Here is a 20,747-nt window from a genome sequence, read left to right as displayed (position 1 = left end):
TATAGCGATTAAAAAGTAACATTAAGGTTAAAACCTATACTTCTGGTAGTTGGTGTTTGCAGCGTAGAAGTACCTTCTCTGCCTGAGTACTGATCTACATCTACATCGTTATAAGTAGAATTGATAAAGTACAGGAGATTACGCCCTACTACCGAAATATTGGCCGATTTGATAAACGTGCGCTCCAATAATTTCTTAGGCAATTGGTAGCCAAAGGTTACTTCACGCAATTTGGCATAGGTACGGCTCATCATGGTGTTTTCTTTGGCACCATAAAAAACGCCCAGGTAATCCTGTAATAACTGCGGAGTGGTATTTGGCGCAAAAGTTAGGTCGCCATAATTGGTAATTACACCCGTAACCGGATCGAAATTGAGTTTACCGTTATTGGCAACCACCACACCATCGCCTACCCAGGTGCCTTTATAAGTTGGATCGTTTACACGCAGGTAATCCTGATATCTGGCTTCACCCATTTTACCCTGGATGGTTTCGATCTGACGACCACCCTGGAACGATTTTAACCTCACATAATCCTGCATTACTCCACCCACTTTACCATCTAACTGGAAACTGAAAGAGAAATTCTCATACCTGAATTTATTGCCAATGCTCCATACCCAGTTTGGATCGGCATGCCCTAGCAGCTGGTTAACAGGTAACGAAATCGGCGTTCCGCTTGAAGTATGAATCACCTGTCCGCTTGGCGTTTTAGCTAAAACAGAACCGTAAATATTATCGATACGATCGCCGGTTTTAAAGAATTGATCAACTGAGGTTTCTCCTGGGGCAAGCTCTTTATAAATCTGTTTATAGGTAGACCAGTTGATCATTACATCCCAGCCAAATTTGTCGGTCATGATTGGTGCGCCTGATAAACTTAATTCCACACCACTATTCTGCGTTTTACGGCCGTTGATGGTATTGGTTTGGTAGCCTGTAGCTGCTGAGATATTTTGTCTGATAATTTTCGGTCCATCGATATACCTGAAATACGTAGCTTCGAAACCTAACCTGTTCTTAAGGAACTTCAGATCGATACCACCTTCGTAATTGGTTCTGCTCTGTGCTTTTACCGCATTCAGATCGATGAGGTTGTTGGTATAATAGGCACCTGTTTGGTTATTATAGGTTGGCCTGATGCTGTATGGCGAAGAAAGGCCATAACCAGGACCACCATATGATGAAGTGTATTCTGCACCATAACCAATTGGATAAGTTTGCAGTGGTGTTGCACCGATAAATTCCTGTGTGCCCAAACCCGGGTCTTTAACATTTGCATATGATGCCCTTACTTTTGCAAATGAAATAAAAGCAGGCATTTTTACATAATCGGAAATTACCGAGCTTAATGAAACCGAAGGATAGAAGGCTGAATTATTTCCTGGAGGAAGTGCAGAGTTTTTATCTCCACGGCCAGTGGCATTGATATTCAGATACTTTTTAAAGCTCAAATCTACTGAGTAAAAGGCACTTAATACCAACATTTTAGAGTTAAAATCGAATGCTTTTACCGGGTTTTTAGAGTTCGAGAAGTTATATACATTCGGAACGTTTAAATAATCAGTTGTGGTAAAGCTCGAGTTGTAACTGAAGTTACGGGCATTACCTCCACCAAAAGCACTGATCTCGAATAAATCACCAACGTTTTTGTTGTATTTCAAAATTAACTGCGTATTGTTTTCGAACATGCTACGGCGGTCTTCCCTGTAATCGCCTAGGCCTTCTTCACGTCCGTATGGGTGAGCAGAAAACGGCATTTTCTCTGTCCTTAACTGATCGTAGGTCGAAATCTGCGTTTTTAACAATACATCCAGTCCTTTGGTTACATTATAGTTTAAAGAGGCATAACCGTTAATATCGTTCTTTTTATGCCCGCGCAGCCATTCGTACGACATAAAATAAGGATTGTGGTAACGCTGGTATTCGGCGTAAATAGACTGGATGCCTTCTTTGCCCGGCTGCCAGTAGTTTTTCATGTCGTCGATGTTCCAATCGGCACCGCCCCAAAGGGTCATGTTATAAATCACACTGTTCGGTCCATAGTTTACATCCGGAATATTATCAGAAAACTGTCGACTGTAATTAATGTAGGCCTCGGCCCTTAATTTCGGACTGATGTTATACAAACCACTTACATTAAAATTGTTGATATTTAATTGTGTGTTCGGTATAATTCCTTTTTGATAATTATTGGAAATAGAAACCCTTAAATTATACTTATCTGTTGCAGAAGATAAGGCAACGTTGTTTGCAGAAAGTAATCCGGTTTGGATAAAACGTTTTAAGTTATCCTTTCCACGGGCAACCCATGGCGTACCCTGGCGCACGCCGTTTATAACCGGACTATCATATTGAGGAATCAACTGACCGTCGAATTTTGGCCCCCAGATATCATAATCGCCATCATTTAAGCCACCACCTTTTCCATCACCAAAAGCATAGGCACTGTGCTCACCTGGCCCGTACTCATCCTGGCTTTTCGGCAAAGCGATAAAGCCTTTGTTAAACTGCGTGCTCGAATTTAGTTCTACGGTAAAACCTTTATCGCTCAGTTTACCTTTTTTAGTGGTGATTAATAATGCACCATTATAAGCCTGATAGCCATAAAGCGCTGCTGCTGCCGGGCCTTTAAGCACGGTATAAGTATCGATATCGTCCGGATTGATGTTCCAGGTATCCGAATTGATCGGCACCCCATCTACCACGACCAAATTAACATCGTTACCACGAAGGTAAAGCGATGAACGGCCCAAAAGCTCGGAGGATACACCAACAGTTAAACCGGCAACCTTACCCACCAATCCGTTTACCGGATTAGCTTCCCTGGCTTTTACCAGATCTGCTCCTTTTACTTCCTGAATGGCATAACCCAGGTTTCTTTTTTCTTTACGGATACCGAGGGCGGTAACCACTACCTCGTTTAAATTTTTCGAGTCTGTTTTTAAAGTTACGGTCAGGTTTGCACCTGTAACCTGAACTTCTTGCGGGAGAAATCCGATCGAACTAAAAACAAGTGTTTCGCCTGTTTTGGCATCGAGGGTAAAGCGGCCCGATAAATCGGTAGAAGTAGCTTTTTTAGTCCCTTTTACCATTATGCTAACGCCCGGGATCGGCTGTTGCGCATCGTCTTTAACCAAACCGGCAATTTTGGTTTGCGCCCAGGTAAAATAAGGCGTGAGGCATAATAGCAGCAAAACTATCATGCACATCTTCATCTTGTAGAGATGTTTCATTTATCTATAATTTTTTTAGGTTTTATAGATGCAATGATAAGATGTACATGTTAGCCTAATGCCAACTTTCAGTTAACAAAAACCCTTATTTTTGTTTAGTATTTGTTAACTAAATATTTTCTTAATACTTTCTGCGGCATAACCTGCACTAGCAGTCATTCCTTTGCCACCAATAGCTGTACGGATATGGATGCGATTGTCGAGATCGTATGTTACAATATGTTTTGTGGCATGCTGCGGATAAAATCCGGCCCAGGTACTTTGCAGTTTGCGCACATCGAAATCAACTATCCGGGCGGCTTCTTCGAGCATGAGTTCATTAATGTGGTGATTTAAATCGAAACCAAGATCATCGAAATGGTTTACATCAGCATAGATATGAGAATCGCCAATAATAATTGTATTATCTGCAGCCTTTTTAAACAGGATATGGATACCCCATTTTTTAAGCTCTTCGTAATGCTCAGGCGTTTTAATGCTTTTGAACGAAGGGCAATAGTGCTCAAAACTTTCGTAACGCCTTGTGGTAAGCCCTGTTAAAATATTACCTGCTAAAGCTGCTTCCGGCATAGGTATACTGCGCATCATCTGCAGTTTACTAACCACAATACCGCTCTCGCTAAATAGTTCGGGATAAAGCAATTTAAACTCGTAACCGTTACAGATAATGGCTTTCTCTGCCGTAAAAAGCATGGTATTGTTTCTTAAACCTACTTCAACACCAGTACCTTTGCTTTCGCAGGCAGTAACCGGACTGTTGTATTTAAGCGTATATTGTGCAAACTTAGCCTGCATATATTCGTGCAGACGGTAGATCATCTGATCTGGTGCTACACTAATTTCCTGAGGGAAAAAGATGGCTTCTTTGGCATAAGAAGATTTAAGAGCAGGATATTTCTTTAACACCGCATCCTGATTAAGCAATTCGGTTTCGTAACCGATAGTATCGTAATGTGCTTTCAGCTCGTGGATCAAGGTTTGCTCATCGTTATCTGATGCGATGTACACACTGCCGTTTTGCTGCACGGAAATATCGAATTCCTGCTGGATAGATTTATAAATATCTAATCCTGCAACACCGTATTCGAACCATTCGGCTTCCATACCCGAGGGTACCACCTGACCAAAATTGCGCACAGTAGCGCCTACCGGAAAATTGTCTTTTTCGAGCTGCAGTACCGATTTGCCTGAAAGTAAAGCATGATAAGCATGGAATGTTCCTAAAATCCCTCCACCAATTACAATAAGATCGAAATGTTTATTCATTGTTTATTTTTTTATGAGATGCTATTAAAAATCATCTTCGTTAATGTTGTTTTTATCACATTATCTTCCATTATTCCAATTATTAGAATGGTCGTCATCTCGACTGGAACACAGTGGAATGGAGAGATCTATTGAAGCAGATTTAGCTTCGCTGAGCACTTTGTGGTTCTCGACTGCGTTGCACCCGATAGCTATCGGGTCCGCTCGAAATGACGATGAAGCAAGCCATTTCATTCCCCTGTTAAAACCATTTTTCCCCTTGCCTGCATCTTTTTATTTGTAACCAAAGTCTTTCTTCTAAAATAGATCAAAGAAAGCACACTACATACTCCGCCAATTAATGGTATGGCAAACAAACACTGTTTAAAAAAGTGCATCCAGCTGGTACCCGTTTCGCCAAACTCATGAAACAGCAGTATCGAAAAACTACCTACGTAGCCAATTGAATCGGCCACATACATAATAAAACCGATGTTGCTTTTATAGTGAAAATTGGCAATCATCCGTTCAAAGAAAATGGCGTTATAGGGAATGTAGGCCATATACAGCCCCATCCCCAGTAAAGCCATCCAGCTAACAGGCCCTATGTACCCCCTATCGAAAAAGAATGTACTTACGCCGATCAGCAAACAGCCTGAAATAATCATGATGTGGATTACGGTAAAAGCTTTGAGGTTATCTTTAATCAGGATCAAAAGCCCCATCATCACCAATACCACAACCGAAATCAGGGTATCAATCTGCGTGTAGATATGGTTGTTATGAATACCTAAGCCATTCCAGATTTCTACTTCGAAATTATCGCGCATATCGCGGATACAGGTAAGCAGCACGTAGATGATAATGGTTAAGATGATACCCGGCAAAAATGTGGTGATAAACTTTCTGCGCTGTTTCGCATCCATCGGCACCCGCTTGGTACGTAACTCCTGATCTTCTTTTGAAGGCGGCGGAATAACCTCCAGGCAAAAAACAAACAGGAAAAGCGGAAGCAGAAAAACCAGTCCGGTAAGAAAAGGCATCCAATAATCGCTTACCGAAGCAAACGACATCAGCGTTCGGGCTACCGTTTTAACAAAACCTGAGGCAAATATTAAACTGATCGACATTAATGCACCCATAAATTCGGTTGTTTTCCTTCCTTCCAAATAGCTGAACACCAAACCCCAGATCATCCCCAAAGGGAAACCATTGAGGAAAAGAAATACAATATTGTAAGGAGCAGGTACCAAAGCAAATCCGAGCAGGGCAAGCCAGGAAAAAAGAATCAGAAAAATGATGCTCCGCGCCCGGTTACTTTTCCCCGATTCGGAAATAAAACGGATACCATAAAACTTACTTAATGTGTAACCTACCATTTGTGCAATAACCAACCAGACTTTATAATCGATATGCAGAAATTCCTGGTGCTCAAAAGTAGCAGAGGCAAAAGCTTTACGAAAGGCATACATGCTGGTATAACAACCAAACGCTGCTATACCACCAAGCATTGTAATTAGCCAATAAGGCCAATTAAGTGCTTTTTTTCGGGCAAGATGAAGTAAACTCATCCTAATATCTGCTTAAGTTGTTTACTATACCGAACACTACTAATTTGATTGACATATGTATTTTATCTAAAAACACAATAGTAAACATTGTTTATTATTAGTAAACAATGTCAGAATTATCAAATTGTTAAGTTTTTACGGCATAGGGCTTGTTTTATTTTGCAAAAGCTTCCAGTACCGGCCTTCCCCTCCAACTCTGCGGTTGTTGCAACCCCATTAACCAGGCTAGTGTTGCGGCGGTATCGTAGGTAACAATCGCATCTTTTAATTCATGGTTTTTACGAACGCCAGGACCTGAGATAATCCACGGGATCTGCACTTCATCGAGCGATTTACCGCCATGGCCTTTACCTTTACCACCGTGATCGGCAGTAACCAGGATAACAGTTTCATCGGCTATGCCTGCATCGTTAACTGCTTTTAGAATCTTACCGATCCGCTGATCTACCAACTCCAGTTGTTTATAATAAGCCGGTGTACGGTGACCGATTGAATGCCCCGTACCATCAGGTTCGTCTAAATGCAGGAAGGTAAAATAAGGTTTTTCTTTTTTGATAATCGCAACAGTAGTATCCGTGCAAAAATCATCTTTATCGTTTCCGCTAACGATGATGTTTACTGCTTCTTTTTCAAATAAATAACCAATACCGCTCCAGCTATACACAATAGCTGTTTTAGCCTGTTTTTTTTGATCTCTGATTACACTAAATATCCCAGGGAACAAACCATAAGATGTTTTGGTGACAGATGGAATTTCGGGCACTTTACTGTCCCATTCGGTATAACCATGTTCAGTTGGCCCAGCACCCATTAACAGGGAAGCCCAGTTTACAGCACTGGAAGATGGCAATACACAGCGTGCCTGTGTAGTCCACGAGCCGTTGGCCATTAATGCCTTAAGATTAGGCATATTCGCCTCTGGCAAAGCGTAACCACCAAAACCATCGCAACCAATTAAGATTACGTGTCTAATTTTTTTAGATTGTGCCTGCGCAGATATACATAAACAAAGTAAGAATAAAGTACTTTTCAAAAATCTTTTCATATTCATATTTTCTATTACCAAACCTAAGATTGGTTTATAAAGATGAAGATAAATATTTGTTAAGTATTAATAAACTTTGTTTAACAAAATGTTACTCAAAAAAATAAATTACCAGCATTAGCGCTTTGCTATCGCCAACGTTAACCGGGGTATGTGAAAGCCTTCCATCGAAAAGCATGGAGTCTCCTTTTTCGAGTATAATTTTCTTTTTCGAAAACTGGTACTCTACCTTACCTTCTATCATGTATTTAAATTCGAAAGCTTCGGTTTTCACCATTGGGCGGTGCGCATTCACCTCGAGCTCGAGCAACACAAAATCGGCAGTCGAAAATTTAATGTTCTTAGTTAAAATACGCGAGTAGTTAAAGCCTGTGGCCTGTTCCTTTTCGAACTTCTGGTACTGATCTTTTCGTTTCACCAGAACGGGAGCATCTTTTTTATGAAAATTGATATCCTTAAAAAAACTGTTCAGATCTATCTGCAGACTTTTAATAATATCCATTAATACCATTAAAGACGGAATGGTACGGCTATTTTCGATTTGAGAGATCAGTCCTTTACTTACCTCTGCTTTATTTGCAAGCTCCTGAACGGTAATACCCAGTTCTTTACGTCTTTCTTTAATTTTAAGGCTAATCTGTAAAAGAATTTCTTCTTGCATATGCTAAAATCGTGTTAATAACGCTAATGTATTATTTTATTCCTACAATCGAAATCAACAATCGCATTAGTTACCGAATTACATTTTTTAACATGCTTATAAAAACAAATCGCCGCCTTAAAAAAGACGGCGATCGCAAAAATTTAACGGTAATGTCCGGGTACCCAATACCGACCGCCATGAGGGCCAATATTATAATGCCCGCGCACCCAATGTGCCCTTGGTGCACGCGCGCTTACCACGCATGCACTAAAATTAACCGCCATAACCAATAAGAGCAATGCATTTACAATCCTTTTCATAACCTAACCTTTTAAATTGAAAAATAAATCAAGCTTTATGCTGTGTGTTTTATTTTGACGCTTGGGTAAAAGAAAAGTTTAATTGGCATTGCTTTTACTTATAAAGTTAACCTCATGCTGAACTTGTTTCAGCATCTTTTTATTTCAAATAAGACCCTGAAATAAATTCAGGGTGACGCTGCACAGAAAAACGGCCTGACCATACTGGCCAGACCGCTTCATTTATATATTTAAAAAAGATTAGAAACTATATCTCAATCCCAATTGCATCTGGTAACGTGAGGCAAAGAAATCTTTTGAATAAGAGGTTACATCTTTCTGTGCAAAAGTATACACCGGATATGTTGTTGGTGTACCTGCAGTTGCCACCTTAATGCCTACACTAGCCATTGAGTTATAGGTATTAGGAGAGAAATACTGAATTCCCCAGTCTTTATTTACCAAATTGGTCAGGTTAATAATATCGTAAGTTAGGGTAAGTATATGTGGGTGCTTTCCTTTTGCCACCTGAATATCCTGAGCGAAACGGAAATCAGCCTGAACATTCCAAGGGGTGCGTGCGCCGTTACGCTCTGTAAAATCACCGCGACGGGTGCTCAGATATTTATCCCCGTTAATATAGTTATCAAATGCAGCAGCCTGCGCAATACCATCAGGTGTACTTGCAAAGAACTTGGCAGTTTCTCCTACAGCCGGAATGTACATCAAACTTACAGTTTGACCAGTTCCATTGATCCTGGTATTTACTAAACCCAATGAATATGGCGAACCCGATTGACCGCTAAAGAATAAGGAGAAGTTAGACACATATTTACCGTTTTTAGCCCAATCTAACCTATAATTGATGGTAGAGATAACCCTGTTACGGATATCGAAATTAGAATAAGCCAAGCCTGGGTTATTTGGACTAAGGGCCTGGTTTAACTGCCAGTTAGATTCCATTGAATTGCGGATGCCATTGGCAATATCTTTCGATCGTCCGTAGGTATAAGCCACCATGATATCTAAACCCATAGGAAGTGATTTACTTATCTGTGCTGTTAAACTGTATTTGTATCCTTTATCTGTATTTGATAAAAGGTAAGCATTGGTATATAAAGGATTAATTTTAGTACCTGAATAAATCGGCATCTGTTTCTGTGTATCGTAAACCATGTATTTTGGATTATCTACATAGTTGATCTGTTGAAACTGCACATCTTTGATCACCTGGCTAAAAATTCCTTCCAATGTAAATTTCCACTGGTCATCAGTTTTATAATCGAAAGCCAAATTACTTCTCCAGGCTTTAGGCATTTTAAAGTTATTATCAACCAAATCTACCTGCGTAGCGCCACTTGCATCTTTAACATTTATGCCCTGGTTAGTTACATAACCTGCTTCGCCATTACCGGTTAAAGCATCTTTAATCGGATCGGAACCCGCAACCGGTTTCACGATTTTGCTAGGATCAGCATTTGTATAAACATACGATTTATCAAAAGCACCGTAGTTAACTCCGTTATTGTAATAGGCATAACCTATCCATGCAAAAGGAACACGACTTGTAAATAAACCGGTACCGCCACGCATAACCAAACTTTGGTTACCTAATACATCGAAGTTAAAACCAACACGTGGAGAAATCTGTATTTTGTTTAGGAATTTTCCGGTAATTGATGATGGCTGCGTATAAGTATAAGTTGTACCATAGTTGGGATCAACCGGAGAGTTTGTTGTTTTTGAACTTAATGATGGCATATCAGGCAAGTTTGCCATATCAAAACGCAAACCCGGTGTTAATTTAAAACGATCGCCGATACGGATTTCGTCCTGACCATACACACTGTACATGTTCACATTAAATTCTGCAGTTGGGTTTGCAATGATGTTATCACGGCTGTTATCATCATAGTTATAGCTGGTACGTACCCTATTTGGCTGATTAGCCAGGAAATCGGCAACACTGCTATAAGCCACACGGCCATTCCATGAGTTTACAAAGCCATAATTGATTTTATAAAATTCGTTGTGTGTACCAACGGTAAAAGTATGGTTACCGGTGCTGTACGTAAAGTTATCGGTAAATTCGAAAGTGTTCTGTTTCATATTGAAGATACTTGCCTCACGGTCGGTACCTAAAAACAATGTTCCACCGTTCGAAGCAATCTCAATCTGTGGCAAAGCCGGATTAGAAAGCGGATCACGATAATCGTGAACAGTAGAATAACCCACAATTAAGTTATTGGTAGCTGAATTGCCAAAACGGGTTTTCAGATCTGCAACGGTTGAAGTTTGATTGTTGTTCTGTTTAAAATCGATACCGCCAAACCTGAAGTTAGACTGATCTCTTTCTAAGTTTGTTGCTTTTGAAATTATGGTGTTATTTCTGATGGTCAACTGGTTATTTTCATTGATATTCCAATCTAAACGGTTAAAGAATTTATTAGATTGTGAATAGATATTGTAATCGCCAAACGAACCTGCATCAACACCATAAGCTGTTTTCATGCGATCAGAAATCTGCTGTGCCTCAGTTAAGGTAAGCAATTTCATGTCAGACGATCCTGCACCTAAAATTACCGGATCCTGACGGCGGGTAATCTCTTCGTTGGTAAAGAAGAACAATTTATCTTTTATAATCGGGAAACCCACACGGAAACCGGTTTGATAATCGTGAAAAGCTGAAGGTTCTTTGCTGTTATCGCCAATTTTGTTTCTACCGATCAGTGAAGCGTTACGGCCATAACCATAAACCGATCCTACAACCTCATTTGTACCACCACGCGTAACGGCGTTAATACTACCACCTAAAAAGTTACCGACTTTAACATCATAAGGAGAAAGCAAAACAGTAACATCCTGGATCGCATCAAGTGAAACCGGGTTGGTACGTGTACTGCTTCCCGGCATGCCTGAGCTTCCGCTCTGACCACCTAATGAAGGACTAAAACCAATAGCGTCATTGTTAATCGCACCATCAATGGTCACGTTGTTATACCTGAAGTTGGTACCGCCAAAGGTATTGTCTTTACTGCCCTGAGGGGTTACGCGGGTAACGTCCTGCAAACTGCGGTTCATAGTTGGCAAAGTTTTAATCTGACCTTCGCCAATACTGGTACCTGCACCAGATTTTGTTCCGCCTTTTTGGCCTTTAACACTTACTTCGGCCAATTGGTTGCCCTGCTCCTGAAGATCGATATCGAGCTTTACGTCGTTACCCAGAGTTAAATAAATATTTTCTTTAACCACCGGACTATAACCCACAAAGGTTATGGTGATTTTGTACGGCCCGCCCGGGTTTAAGTTACCAATGCGGTAAAGGCCGTTCTCATTTGACGAACCTTTAGATACCGTACCTGTTGGAACGTGTATCATTACAATGGTTGCCCCTGGGATGATACCCTTATTATCCTTAATCTTTCCATTAATACTAGATGTTGTAACCTGTGCCTGAGCAAATGCGACCAAGAGCAGCAGAATACTTACTAGGGATAGTATGCGTGATTTCATTTTCTGTTATTTTATTTTTATGCAAAACAACAGTCCTAATGTTAATTCAATATTAACAATAAATTAAGTTTAACATTACGTTAACAATATGAAAATCAGAATAATACAATAAGAAAACAATTCCTTAACAACCAATATTTCAGGCCGGAATATGATGAAGAATAGAAAGACCAAAGATGAAAACGAAAGATGAAGATTTAATGAAGTTTGGGATAGTCCAAAGTCCAAAGTCGATTAAACGGCCATGCGTTTGGAGTTGGGCGTTTAGCGTTGATTAACCTTTTGAGTCGGAAGCTTGGAGTCGTGTGTTTGGAGTCAACTAACCGATTTAAACAATTAACCAGTTAACCGTTACACAAGTTTCTGCGCCATACTAACCAATAAACGAATGATAAATAAACTCATTCATTATCTTTGCAGGCATGACAATTAGATTAGCCGTAACAGCAGATATTCCGAAAATAATGCACCTGGTAGGTAAAGTTGTACCCTTAATGCGTGCTGCAGGGAATTTCCAGTGGGGAGATGATTATCCGAACCCAGGAGTATTCACCAGCGATATTACCATCGGTCAGTTATGGGTAGCTGAGCTGGAAGAGCAGGTTGTTGGTGTTTCTGCAATTACTACAGATCAAGATCCCGAGTATGCTGATGCAGGTTGGGATATTAACGAAAAAGCCATTGTTACACACCGTTTAGCAGTAGACCCTGATTGCCAGGGCATGGGTATCGCCAGGGCTTTGATGAACCAGGCCGAGGCGGTAGCAAAAGCTTCGGGTATTTCCATCTTAAGGGTGGATACCAATAGCGAAAATATGGCCACCCAGGCGCTTTTCCCGAAGCTCGGCTATCAGTTTAGTGGTGAAATTAGCTTGGCTAAACGACCTGGCCTCCGTTTCTTTTGTTATCAAAAATTATTGTAATTATTAGCTTAAACTTTTAACAAACCACGAAACCCTCTTGCGGCATAATACGATTGTGCGCCATTGTGATACACGAACACATGATCGTAGCGGCGATCACCGAAAAGGGCACCACCTAATTTTCTGATTTCGGGAGGAGTAACAATCCAACTCGATGTTTTGATATCGAATTTTCCAAGTTGCTGCAAAAACCGGTACTGTTCTTCTGTTAAGAGTTCTACACCCATTGCAGCAGCCATATCAACCGCATTATTTTCCGGCTGGTGCTCTTTTCTCGATTCCAGCCCTTCCAAATCATAACAAATACTTCTACGGCCTTTAGGGCTTTCTGCCGAACAATCGTAAAAAATATATTCGCCCGTTTTTTTATCATAATCAACAACATCAGGTTCGCCGCCGGTTATTTCCATTTCATCGAGTATCCATAGTTTTTCGGGCTGGGCAACTAACCTTTCTTCTACTTTAACCCATTCAATACCTTTATGGCGGTCCATGTTTTTCTCGAAACGGACTTTTAAAGTATGGAGGAGTTCTTCTGCTTGCACTACCAGCAACTCTTTTTTATTGTTATTTATTTTACTCATCAGTTTTATTTTTGGTTAAAATCCTTCGTCTATAAATAGTTTTGAAGCGCAATGCCTGTAAAAAACACTAAGTTCCTTCCCGTTTTCTGCTTTTACGCTTCGCTTCCTCGTACCTCGTTGCTGCAGGGTAACGCTTCAACCGGGGCTAAATGGCTAAGGCAGTTTTTCATTTTGGGGCTTGCAGGGCGCACAGCCCCTTACTCCTAAACCGGATTGCAGCGAACACGAAGTGTAACGGAGTAAAGCGAAAAGCCGGACTGAGGGCCTCCAAGAGCCACAAACCGCTCATTTCCTAATTTCAAAAAACACTAATCTCTACCTGGAGCACAATGCCTTTACACTACATTAAAAGATCCTTCGACTACGCTCAGGATGACAAACCAATAGTGATAACATCCGACACCACGAAACAGGGAACGATTAGTCATTCAATCCTTTGCCACTTAATATCTGCGGCAGAAATTTTTCCACCCTTGCCTCACGGGTTTTAGCTTGCTTGGGTGCCGCAAAATGAAGCAGATAAGCCCTTTGACGGCCAGGCGTTAAGGCTTCGAATGCCATTTTTAAATCTGGAATATGATCCAATTTACTTTGAAACTCAGCCGGAATCTTATATTCGGTAGTTTTCTTCAGTTCTACTTTCAAACCAGCTTTTTCCGCTTCAATGGCTTCATAAATATAAGTCTTCAAAATGGGTTTCAGTTCCACTATTTCGAGAGCGTTGATAAAGCGCGCCTGTCTTGCCGATTGTACATTCTTTGTCTGCTGGATCAAGATCCCTGCGGCATCATTCAATAAAACGCCCTTGAAAAACAAAAATGCGCAGTATTCTTTAAAATCATGTATTAAAACGATGTTGCTGTTGTGCCAGGTATAACAGGGCACTCCCCATTTCAATTCTTCGGTAAGCCCACAATCTAAGGCAATTGCCCGCAGCAGCAGCAGTTCTTCCTGCCACTTTTTTGCTTTGTTAAAATAAAAATCAACTTTTGGATTCGTTTTCATATCAGTCAAATTTGTTTGTTCCTTTGCCCTGTTCCTTCCTTATGGTTTCAGCGTCTGTATCATAAATATAGAATTGTCATCCTGAGCTTGTCGAAGGACATATTTTAAATGCCTTACAAGGCGTTTCGACAGGCTCAACGTGACAAATTCGATTGAATTACAAATATGATACAGCCTCTTTTCTATCTGCAGGCCTAAAATACCACGACACTACAGTTAACACAAGTAGTAATATCGGCCCGAAGTATGCAGAAGTACTGGTATCGCCAATTGCAATGTGCGAAAAAACAGCACCAGACATGGCAAAGAAAAAACCTGCATAAGCCCATTCTTTCAATAAAGTAAATTTAGGAATTAACACTGCAACCACACCTAAAATTTTCCAAATCCCCAATATAGTCAGAAAATAAAGCGGATACCCCAATTGCGTAAACAATGCCACTTCTTCTTTCATTTTTATCAGCTGTACTATTCCTGTTGATAACATGCCTAACGATAGCCAAACGGTGGCTATCCAATAGATAATTTTGTTTCTCTTTGTCATAATGTGTTATTTTAATTGATTTACAATGTTTTGCAAACGGTTATGTGCCATATTAATACCCTGAGCAAAAGGCAAAGCGAGTATTTGATCTCTTAATGCTACCGATCTGTAAATCACATGCATAGTAAGTTTACTACGATCATCGGTTAGTTTTTCGAAGGTTAAAAACTCAAGCTGAACGCCAAAAGGTGTCTGCTCCATTTCGAATGTCCGCGTTATTTTTTCATCAGGCAAAAACTCGTGTATCACGCCGGTGGCTACAAACGCTACGTTCCCTTTAGCATCAGCCGTTTCGAACTGGTAACTGCCGTACTTTTTGTTTTCAAGTTTCAACACTTTCGTTCCCATCCATTGTGCTATAATTTCAGGCTCAACATAAGCCTTAAAAAGCAATGCTACAGGTAGATCAAATTCTCTGGTAATGATTATTTCCTGTTTGCCATTTTCGGCATCAATTTTTGTTTTCTGCTCCATGTTACGCTATTTGCTTGGTTTATAGTTTTTCATGATATCTTCTAATTTATTAAACCTGTCGTCCCACATTTTGCGGAACGGCTCAATAAAATCAGCAATTTCTTTCATTTTTTTTGCGTTGGTGTGGTAATGAATTTCTCTGCCGTTTTGTTTTTGCTCTAACAACTCGCACTCGGTAAGGATCTGCAGGTGTTTTGAAACAGTTGGCCTTGCGGTGTCGAAATTGGTAGCTATTGCGCCAGCCGTCATAGACTGCGAGGCCACCAACAACAGTATAGCCCTTCTTGTAGGGTCGGCAATGGCCTGAAATACATCTCTTCTTAAATTCATTATGTAGCTATTTGACTACAAATATAAATGTAGCTATTTGACTACGCAAATTTTTATGAGATTTTTTTTAATAAGGCTTTCTTCAACAGACCGTCATAAGTTTGACTTCTTCCGTCACATCCATTAAAACACCAGGATCCTGCTTGTTAAATTGAATATATTTGAACCAGATGCAGTTTACGCAACAAGCAAACTGCGCGTAGAAGATAAAGCCTTAAACGATATGAAAACGTATAAAATATACCAGATAGATGCTTTTACAAAGGAGAGATTTAGCGGAAATCCGGCGGGCGTAGTTGTGAATGCCGATGGGCTGACTGATGCTCAAATGCAACAGATTGCCAAAGAATTAAACAATTCTGAAACAGCCTTTCTTTTTTCTCCCGACGACAATGATTCTGATGGCTTAATCAGGTATTTTACACCAACATCGGAAGTTCCCATTTGTGGCCACGCTACAATTGCCGCGATGTATGCAAAAGCTATTGAATACAATTTAGACGCTTGTATTTTGAAATATAAAACCAAGGTTGGCACACTTCCTTTTGAGATCGTCAAAAAAAATGAGGATTACCAAATTATAATGACCCAAGGTAAATTTGAACTCAGCCCGATATTCGATCCCGCTACCACTCAACAAATATTATCAGCGCTAGGACTTCATTATAACGATATTGATGAAAGATGCCCGGTCCAGATTGCTTCTACAGGACATTCAAAAGTGATGATCGGGATAAAAAGCAGAGAAAAGCTGAACAATCTTACCCCTGATTACAATAATTTGATTGACCGAAGTAAACAGATTAATTGCAATGGCTATTTTGTATTCACATTTGACTCGGATGATGATGACATATTAACCTATGGAAGAATGTTTGCCCCTGCAATCGGAATAAATGAAGATCCGGTTACAGGTAATGCAAACGGACCATTAGGCGGATACCTTATACAAAATAAAATTGTTGATTTTAAGGATAGCCTCTTCGAATTCAATGGTAAACAAGGAGAAAAGATAAACAGGCTCGGAATGATAAGCGTTAGTGTCGGAATTGAAAATGGTCTACCCTCGCTAATTAAGATAAAAGGTGATGCTACGGTTGTTTTTAAAACTGAAATTAAAATATAACAATTAAAGGCTTTAAACATTTCAGCATAAATTTCGCCTACCCCCCCTCTAAACGCAAAAAGCCCACAACTTTCGTTGCGGGCTTTGGCTCCCTCTGCTGGGCTCGAACCAGCGACCCTCTGATTAACAGTCAGATGCTCTAACCAGCTGAGCTAAGAAGGAATATTTATTTATTCTGGTTGTGTTTTCATTAATATCGATCAAAATCCTTTGATCTTTTCTTACCCTCTGATTAATCCCGATGCATCGGGACTCTAACCAGCTGAGCTAAGAAGGAGTACTGGTCGTTTCCTAAAACGAGGTTCTTTGCACTTTACAGCACACATACCCTTGTTCGTTTTGGGAATGCAATATTAGGGCTTTTAAATTATTTATGCAATATTTGCAGTGAAAAATTTTAAAAAAAAATCAACACATAGATATGAGCCTGATAATCATAGGTACTGTAGCTTTTGATGCTATTGAAACTCCTTTCGGAAAAACAGATAAAATTGTAGGTGGAGCAGCAACTTACGCAAGTTTAGCGGCGTCCTACTTTTATAATAAAGCAAAAATTGTAGCAGTAGTAGGTGATGATTTTCATCAATCAGACATTAACACCTTCACCACACACGGTATTGATACCGAAGGACTACAGATTAAAGCGGATGAAAAATCATTTTTCTGGTCTGGAAAATACCACAACGACATGAATAGCCGCGATACTTTAATTACGGAATTGAATGTACTGGAAAATTTCGACCCGATTATCCCAGAGAGCTATCAGGACTGCGAATACCTGATGTTAGGAAACCTAACCCCACAGGTGCAGCAAACGGTAATCAAACGCCTTAAAAACCGCCCGAAATTAATCGTAATGGACACCATGAACTTCTGGATGGATATTATGATGGATGATTTACTGGAAACCATCAAAATGGTAGATGTACTAACGATCAATGATGCCGAAGCGCGTCAGTTATCGGGCGAATACTCATTGGTTAAAGCTGCTAAAAAAATCCTTGCCATGGGGCCAAAATATCTGATCATTAAAAAAGGCGAGCATGGTGCATTGTTATTCCATGAAGATCAGATTTTCTCCGCTCCGGCTTTGCCTTTGGCAGAAGTATTTGATCCAACTGGTGCCGGCGATACTTTCGCAGGAGGCTTTATCGGTTATTTGGCTAAAGTGGGTACAATCAACTTCAATAACATGAAAAACGCGATCATTTATGGCTCTGCACTGGCTTCTTTCTGCGTAGAGAAATTTGGAACGGAAAGGTTATTAAATTTAACCGATGAAGAAGTGGCAGCAAGAATCCAGGAATTTGTAAGCTTAAGTGCTTTCACTATAGAAGTATAGTAAGTTATACGGTTTGCAGTTTTAATTGCAAATAAACGAACCGCAGATTTAGAGGTACATTTCTTTATATCTGCGGTTTTTTATTTACAGGGGATCGTCATTCCCATAAGCGTAATAACGAGCTTTCTATTAATATCTTTCCAATGCAAAGAAGCTGAGAAATCTGTTTAGATAGATTATGCAAACTGAAAATTGCAAATTGAGAACCAACCTAAAACCCAGCCGCTGAAGGTTGTTTATTCCTCAAGTTAATTACTTTTCTACTAATTACGGGTTGCAAAACAATAAGAATAATGCTTAAGAAACACAATACTGCAATCCATTCGTAATAGCTTACACAAAACTGCAGAAAGGTCTGTTTTTGCACAGCCTTATTCAGCAAACCAATTGCCACTTTACCAGCCTCATCGTGGGGCATTCCCCTACTGCTCAAGGCAGATTGGTACATTTTTATTCTTTCAGGCAGGTTAAAATCCACCAATGTAAGTGTATTACGCAAAGCATCGTTATGTTGCCCTTTGAAATAAAGTTGGTAAAAATTGATGAAAGCCAAACTTAAACTAAATGTAGAAAAACGCACGAAAACACCTACCGATGATGCAGATTGGCTCATATTCTCTGGCACGGACGACATAATAAACATCACAATCGGCGACATGACCATCCCCGCCCCCACCCCCTGCATAAACAAGGGCAAGTAAAAGTTATCTGTTCCGGCCTCACTGGCAAACAGTTGGCACATCCAGAAGAAAAATACAAAAAGAAATGCAAAACCAGTTATCCACAGTACCCGTAAATGTTTCTGGCGGATAAGAAAGCGGATCGCGATTATTGATCCAACTATTACCCCAGCGATATTAAAGACCATGATTTCATTGGCATGCAGCGAATCCATACTCAAAACGTTAATAAAGTATGAGGAAGTTAAACTGAAAGCTCCACGGATAATATACAGAATAACCAAAAAGACAATCCCGATGGCAAAATTCCGCGACCTGAAAATACTCAGATCAACCGCTGGCCTTTTCAAGGTTTGCTGCCTGGCTATCGAAACCACAAACAAAAACAGAATGGCAAAAATGGAGTACAGAATACTCGAATCATCCAACCAATAGTATTGTTGCCCGTAAACAAGTACATAGGCAATTAACACCAGCATTGTTGCGAAGAGTACAAAACTCATCCAGTCTATTTTGTACAAAGGTGTTTTACGTAAAATATGTACCCTGTTCATGATACTAAAAAGCAGGATGGCACTAGGCAAAAAACAAAATATGATCGCTTTGTACACCACATTATATTCAAAATTCTCGACAATAGGCACGGAGAACAGGGCGGTAACGGGCGATACACACAAAATCATTCCGTAAAAAATGGTATAGCCGGTTTCTTTTGCGTACTCCGATTTTAGCCTGCTAAATAGCAAGTTGAGCGAAATGCTGGTTAGACCGCAGTTTATGATGCCCTGTAAAAACCTTAAGGCAAAAATCAGCCAGATTTCGCGCGTTTGGTAACACCAATAAGCAATCAGGATTTCTAAAATAATACAGATCAAGAGGTAATCTTTAGTAACCACGCGGGCAAAAAAACGTCGCTCTACTACCGCGAAACTGGCCACTGCTGCATAAAACATCAATAACGAAAACTGAATATCAGAAGCACTTGCGCCATAATAACCTGCAGCTGCTGTGCCATCGGCGGTTGACAATGCAAAAAGCAATACAGAAGATAAAAGCACCGCAAAAACGCTCAGTATTACGAGCCACTCGGGTACTCTTGCTTTAAAGATGGTCAAATGATCAGTCATTTTTCCCGTCTCTTTTCACTTTAACGCTTGCACTCATTCCTGCACTCAACAAATCGACATCACGACCCTGTTTATCTAAGCGAATACGCACAGGGATACGTTGCGCAATTTTCACAAAGTTCCCGGTCGCATTATCTGGCGGCAGTAACGAAAACCTCGATCCCGTAGCAGCCGAAAGCGATTCAATTTCGCCCATAAACGATTGTCCCGGAAAAGCATCAACTTCAACATTTACCATTTCGCCAACATGCATTTTCGCAATCTGGGTCTCCTTAAAATTAGCCACCACCCATTTCCCTGCGCTTCTGTCTACAATATAGGCAATGGTTTGGCCGGCTTGAACCAATTGACCTGCCTGAATGGTTCTTCTACCCATTTTACCATCATAAGGCGCTAAAATAACCGTGTAAGAGGTGTTTAGGTTATTCCTTTTCATAATAGCTTGTCTTCTTTTTATTTCAGATTGCAACACATCACTTTGCGCTTTAATGTCGTTTATCCTCGAAATAGCAGTAGCATAATCTTCTTTAGCCGCCTGGTATTCTGCCTGCGCCACCTGCAACAAACTTTCTATGGTTTCTAGCTGTTGGCGAGTAGCCGATTCAGCATCGAACAGTTTTTTATAACGGTTATACTCGGTCTGCTGTTTCCAGAGTTTAGCTTTGGCGGCAGCAATTTTAGCTTCAGCAACAAGTGCAGTGCTCTGGGCGGTTTTAATGTTGCTCTGCTGCACAGAAACCTGTGCCTGGGCATTTAATAAAGATGCCGAGGCCTCATCCTCCTGAACGGTATAGTCATTATCGTCTATCAAAACCAGCGTATCGCCTTTTTTCACATCTCCATTCTCCTCAAACTTTACATCTTTGATATAACCGCTCACCCTTGCCGTTACCGGATTAATATATTCATCCACCTGAGCATCGTTGGTTTCTTCATATTTAATATAGCCAAAGAGCGTTTTCCCACCCCATATCACCAACACCACCAACACGATGAGCGATATTATGGTGGTGATTCTACTGATGATTTTATCGGCTTTAGTTTGTTTCTGTGTGTTCAT

Annotated in this window: 17 protein-coding genes and 1 tRNA gene; 3 read left to right on the top strand and 15 right to left on the bottom strand. The window is 40.4% G+C overall.

Annotated elements, in window-relative coordinates:
• Positions 1-8 precede the first annotated feature (8 nt).
• From AC1RJ8_RS04475 to AC1RJ8_RS04445, 7 genes are all read right to left on the bottom strand, one after another.
• Complete coding sequence (locus AC1RJ8_RS04475; protein ID WP_492952702.1) at positions 9-3,236, bottom strand: SusC/RagA family TonB-linked outer membrane protein; 3,228 nt, start codon at positions 3,234-3,236, stop codon at positions 9-11.
• 105 nt (positions 3,237-3,341) lie between these two features.
• The gene (locus AC1RJ8_RS04470) at positions 3,342-4,502 is read right to left on the bottom strand and encodes a TIGR03364 family FAD-dependent oxidoreductase (protein WP_492952701.1); all 1,161 of its coding nucleotides are present in this window, start codon (positions 4,500-4,502) and stop codon (positions 3,342-3,344) included.
• A gap of 230 nt (positions 4,503-4,732) precedes the next feature.
• Positions 4,733-6,052, bottom strand: coding sequence for a DUF5690 family protein (locus AC1RJ8_RS04465; RefSeq protein ID WP_492952700.1), 1,320 nt, complete (start codon positions 6,050-6,052; stop codon positions 4,733-4,735).
• A gap of 154 nt (positions 6,053-6,206) precedes the next feature.
• Positions 6,207-7,097, bottom strand: a complete 891-nt coding sequence (locus AC1RJ8_RS04460) for an alkaline phosphatase family protein (protein ID WP_492952699.1) — start codon at positions 7,095-7,097, stop codon at positions 6,207-6,209.
• Between the two features lie 91 nt (positions 7,098-7,188).
• Positions 7,189-7,758 carry a helix-turn-helix domain-containing protein gene (locus AC1RJ8_RS04455; protein ID WP_057931281.1) on the bottom strand — a complete coding sequence of 190 codons (570 nt, stop codon included), beginning with the start codon at positions 7,756-7,758 and terminating at the stop codon, positions 7,189-7,191.
• A 143-nt stretch (positions 7,759-7,901) separates the two neighbouring features.
• Positions 7,902-8,060, bottom strand: a complete 159-nt coding sequence (locus AC1RJ8_RS04450; protein WP_167346157.1) for a hypothetical protein — start codon at positions 8,058-8,060, stop codon at positions 7,902-7,904.
• Between the two features lie 240 nt (positions 8,061-8,300).
• The gene (locus AC1RJ8_RS04445; protein WP_492952698.1) at positions 8,301-11,552 is read right to left on the bottom strand and encodes a TonB-dependent receptor; all 3,252 of its coding nucleotides are present in this window, start codon (positions 11,550-11,552) and stop codon (positions 8,301-8,303) included.
• A gap of 422 nt (positions 11,553-11,974) precedes the next feature.
• Between AC1RJ8_RS04445 and AC1RJ8_RS04440 the strand changes: the two genes are divergently transcribed.
• Positions 11,975-12,475 carry a GNAT family N-acetyltransferase gene (locus AC1RJ8_RS04440; protein WP_492952697.1) on the top strand — a complete coding sequence of 167 codons (501 nt, stop codon included), beginning with the start codon at positions 11,975-11,977 and terminating at the stop codon, positions 12,473-12,475.
• An 8-nt stretch (positions 12,476-12,483) separates the two neighbouring features.
• Here the strand turns inward: AC1RJ8_RS04440 and AC1RJ8_RS04435 are convergent, their stop codons facing one another.
• The 5 genes from AC1RJ8_RS04435 to AC1RJ8_RS04415 all read right to left on the bottom strand — a co-directional run bounded on the left by AC1RJ8_RS04435 (position 12,484) and on the right by AC1RJ8_RS04415 (position 15,412).
• Positions 12,484-13,059, bottom strand: coding sequence for a DUF4256 domain-containing protein (locus AC1RJ8_RS04435; protein ID WP_492952696.1), 576 nt, complete (start codon positions 13,057-13,059; stop codon positions 12,484-12,486).
• A gap of 420 nt (positions 13,060-13,479) precedes the next feature.
• Positions 13,480-14,064 (bottom strand): YdeI/OmpD-associated family protein, encoded by a 585-nt coding sequence (locus tag AC1RJ8_RS04430; RefSeq protein WP_492952695.1) that lies wholly within the window; start codon positions 14,062-14,064, stop codon positions 13,480-13,482.
• Between the two features lie 157 nt (positions 14,065-14,221).
• A complete protein-coding gene (locus AC1RJ8_RS04425; protein ID WP_492952694.1) occupies positions 14,222-14,608 on the bottom strand; it encodes a DoxX family protein in 387 nt (128 codons plus the stop codon).
• Positions 14,609-14,614: 6 nt separating this feature from the next.
• Positions 14,615-15,082, bottom strand: a complete 468-nt coding sequence (locus AC1RJ8_RS04420) for an SRPBCC domain-containing protein (protein ID WP_492952693.1) — start codon at positions 15,080-15,082, stop codon at positions 14,615-14,617.
• 6 nt (positions 15,083-15,088) lie between these two features.
• Positions 15,089-15,412: an ArsR/SmtB family transcription factor gene (locus AC1RJ8_RS04415; RefSeq protein ID WP_057931288.1), complete on the bottom strand. Its 324-nt coding sequence runs from the start codon at positions 15,410-15,412 to the stop codon at positions 15,089-15,091.
• Between the two features lie 223 nt (positions 15,413-15,635).
• Here AC1RJ8_RS04415 and AC1RJ8_RS04410 point away from each other — a divergent pair, with 223 nt between their 5' ends.
• A complete protein-coding gene (locus AC1RJ8_RS04410; RefSeq protein WP_492952692.1) occupies positions 15,636-16,538 on the top strand; it encodes a PhzF family isomerase in 903 nt (300 codons plus the stop codon).
• A gap of 85 nt (positions 16,539-16,623) precedes the next feature.
• Here AC1RJ8_RS04410 and AC1RJ8_RS04405 read toward each other — a convergent pair.
• Positions 16,624-16,700 (bottom strand) — tRNA-Asn (locus tag AC1RJ8_RS04405).
• A 259-nt stretch (positions 16,701-16,959) separates the two neighbouring features.
• Here AC1RJ8_RS04405 and AC1RJ8_RS04400 point away from each other — a divergent pair.
• Complete coding sequence (locus tag AC1RJ8_RS04400) at positions 16,960-17,880, top strand: PfkB family carbohydrate kinase (protein WP_492952691.1); 921 nt, start codon at positions 16,960-16,962, stop codon at positions 17,878-17,880.
• 211 nt (positions 17,881-18,091) lie between these two features.
• Here AC1RJ8_RS04400 and AC1RJ8_RS04395 read toward each other — a convergent pair whose 3' ends face one another.
• Together AC1RJ8_RS04395 and AC1RJ8_RS04390 are read right to left on the bottom strand one after the other, a co-directional pair.
• Positions 18,092-19,687: an MFS transporter gene (locus AC1RJ8_RS04395; protein WP_492952690.1), complete on the bottom strand. Its 1,596-nt coding sequence runs from the start codon at positions 19,685-19,687 to the stop codon at positions 18,092-18,094.
• On the bottom strand, positions 19,680-20,747 hold the full coding sequence (locus tag AC1RJ8_RS04390) for an HlyD family secretion protein (protein ID WP_492952689.1): 1,068 nt from the start codon (positions 20,745-20,747) through the stop codon (positions 19,680-19,682). The genes AC1RJ8_RS04395 and AC1RJ8_RS04390 overlap by 8 nt, the downstream gene beginning before the upstream one ends.

This window comes from Pedobacter sp. GW822-FHT03F06 (genome assembly GCF_058801365.1).
This window is presented reverse-complemented; position numbering and strand designations above follow the sequence as displayed.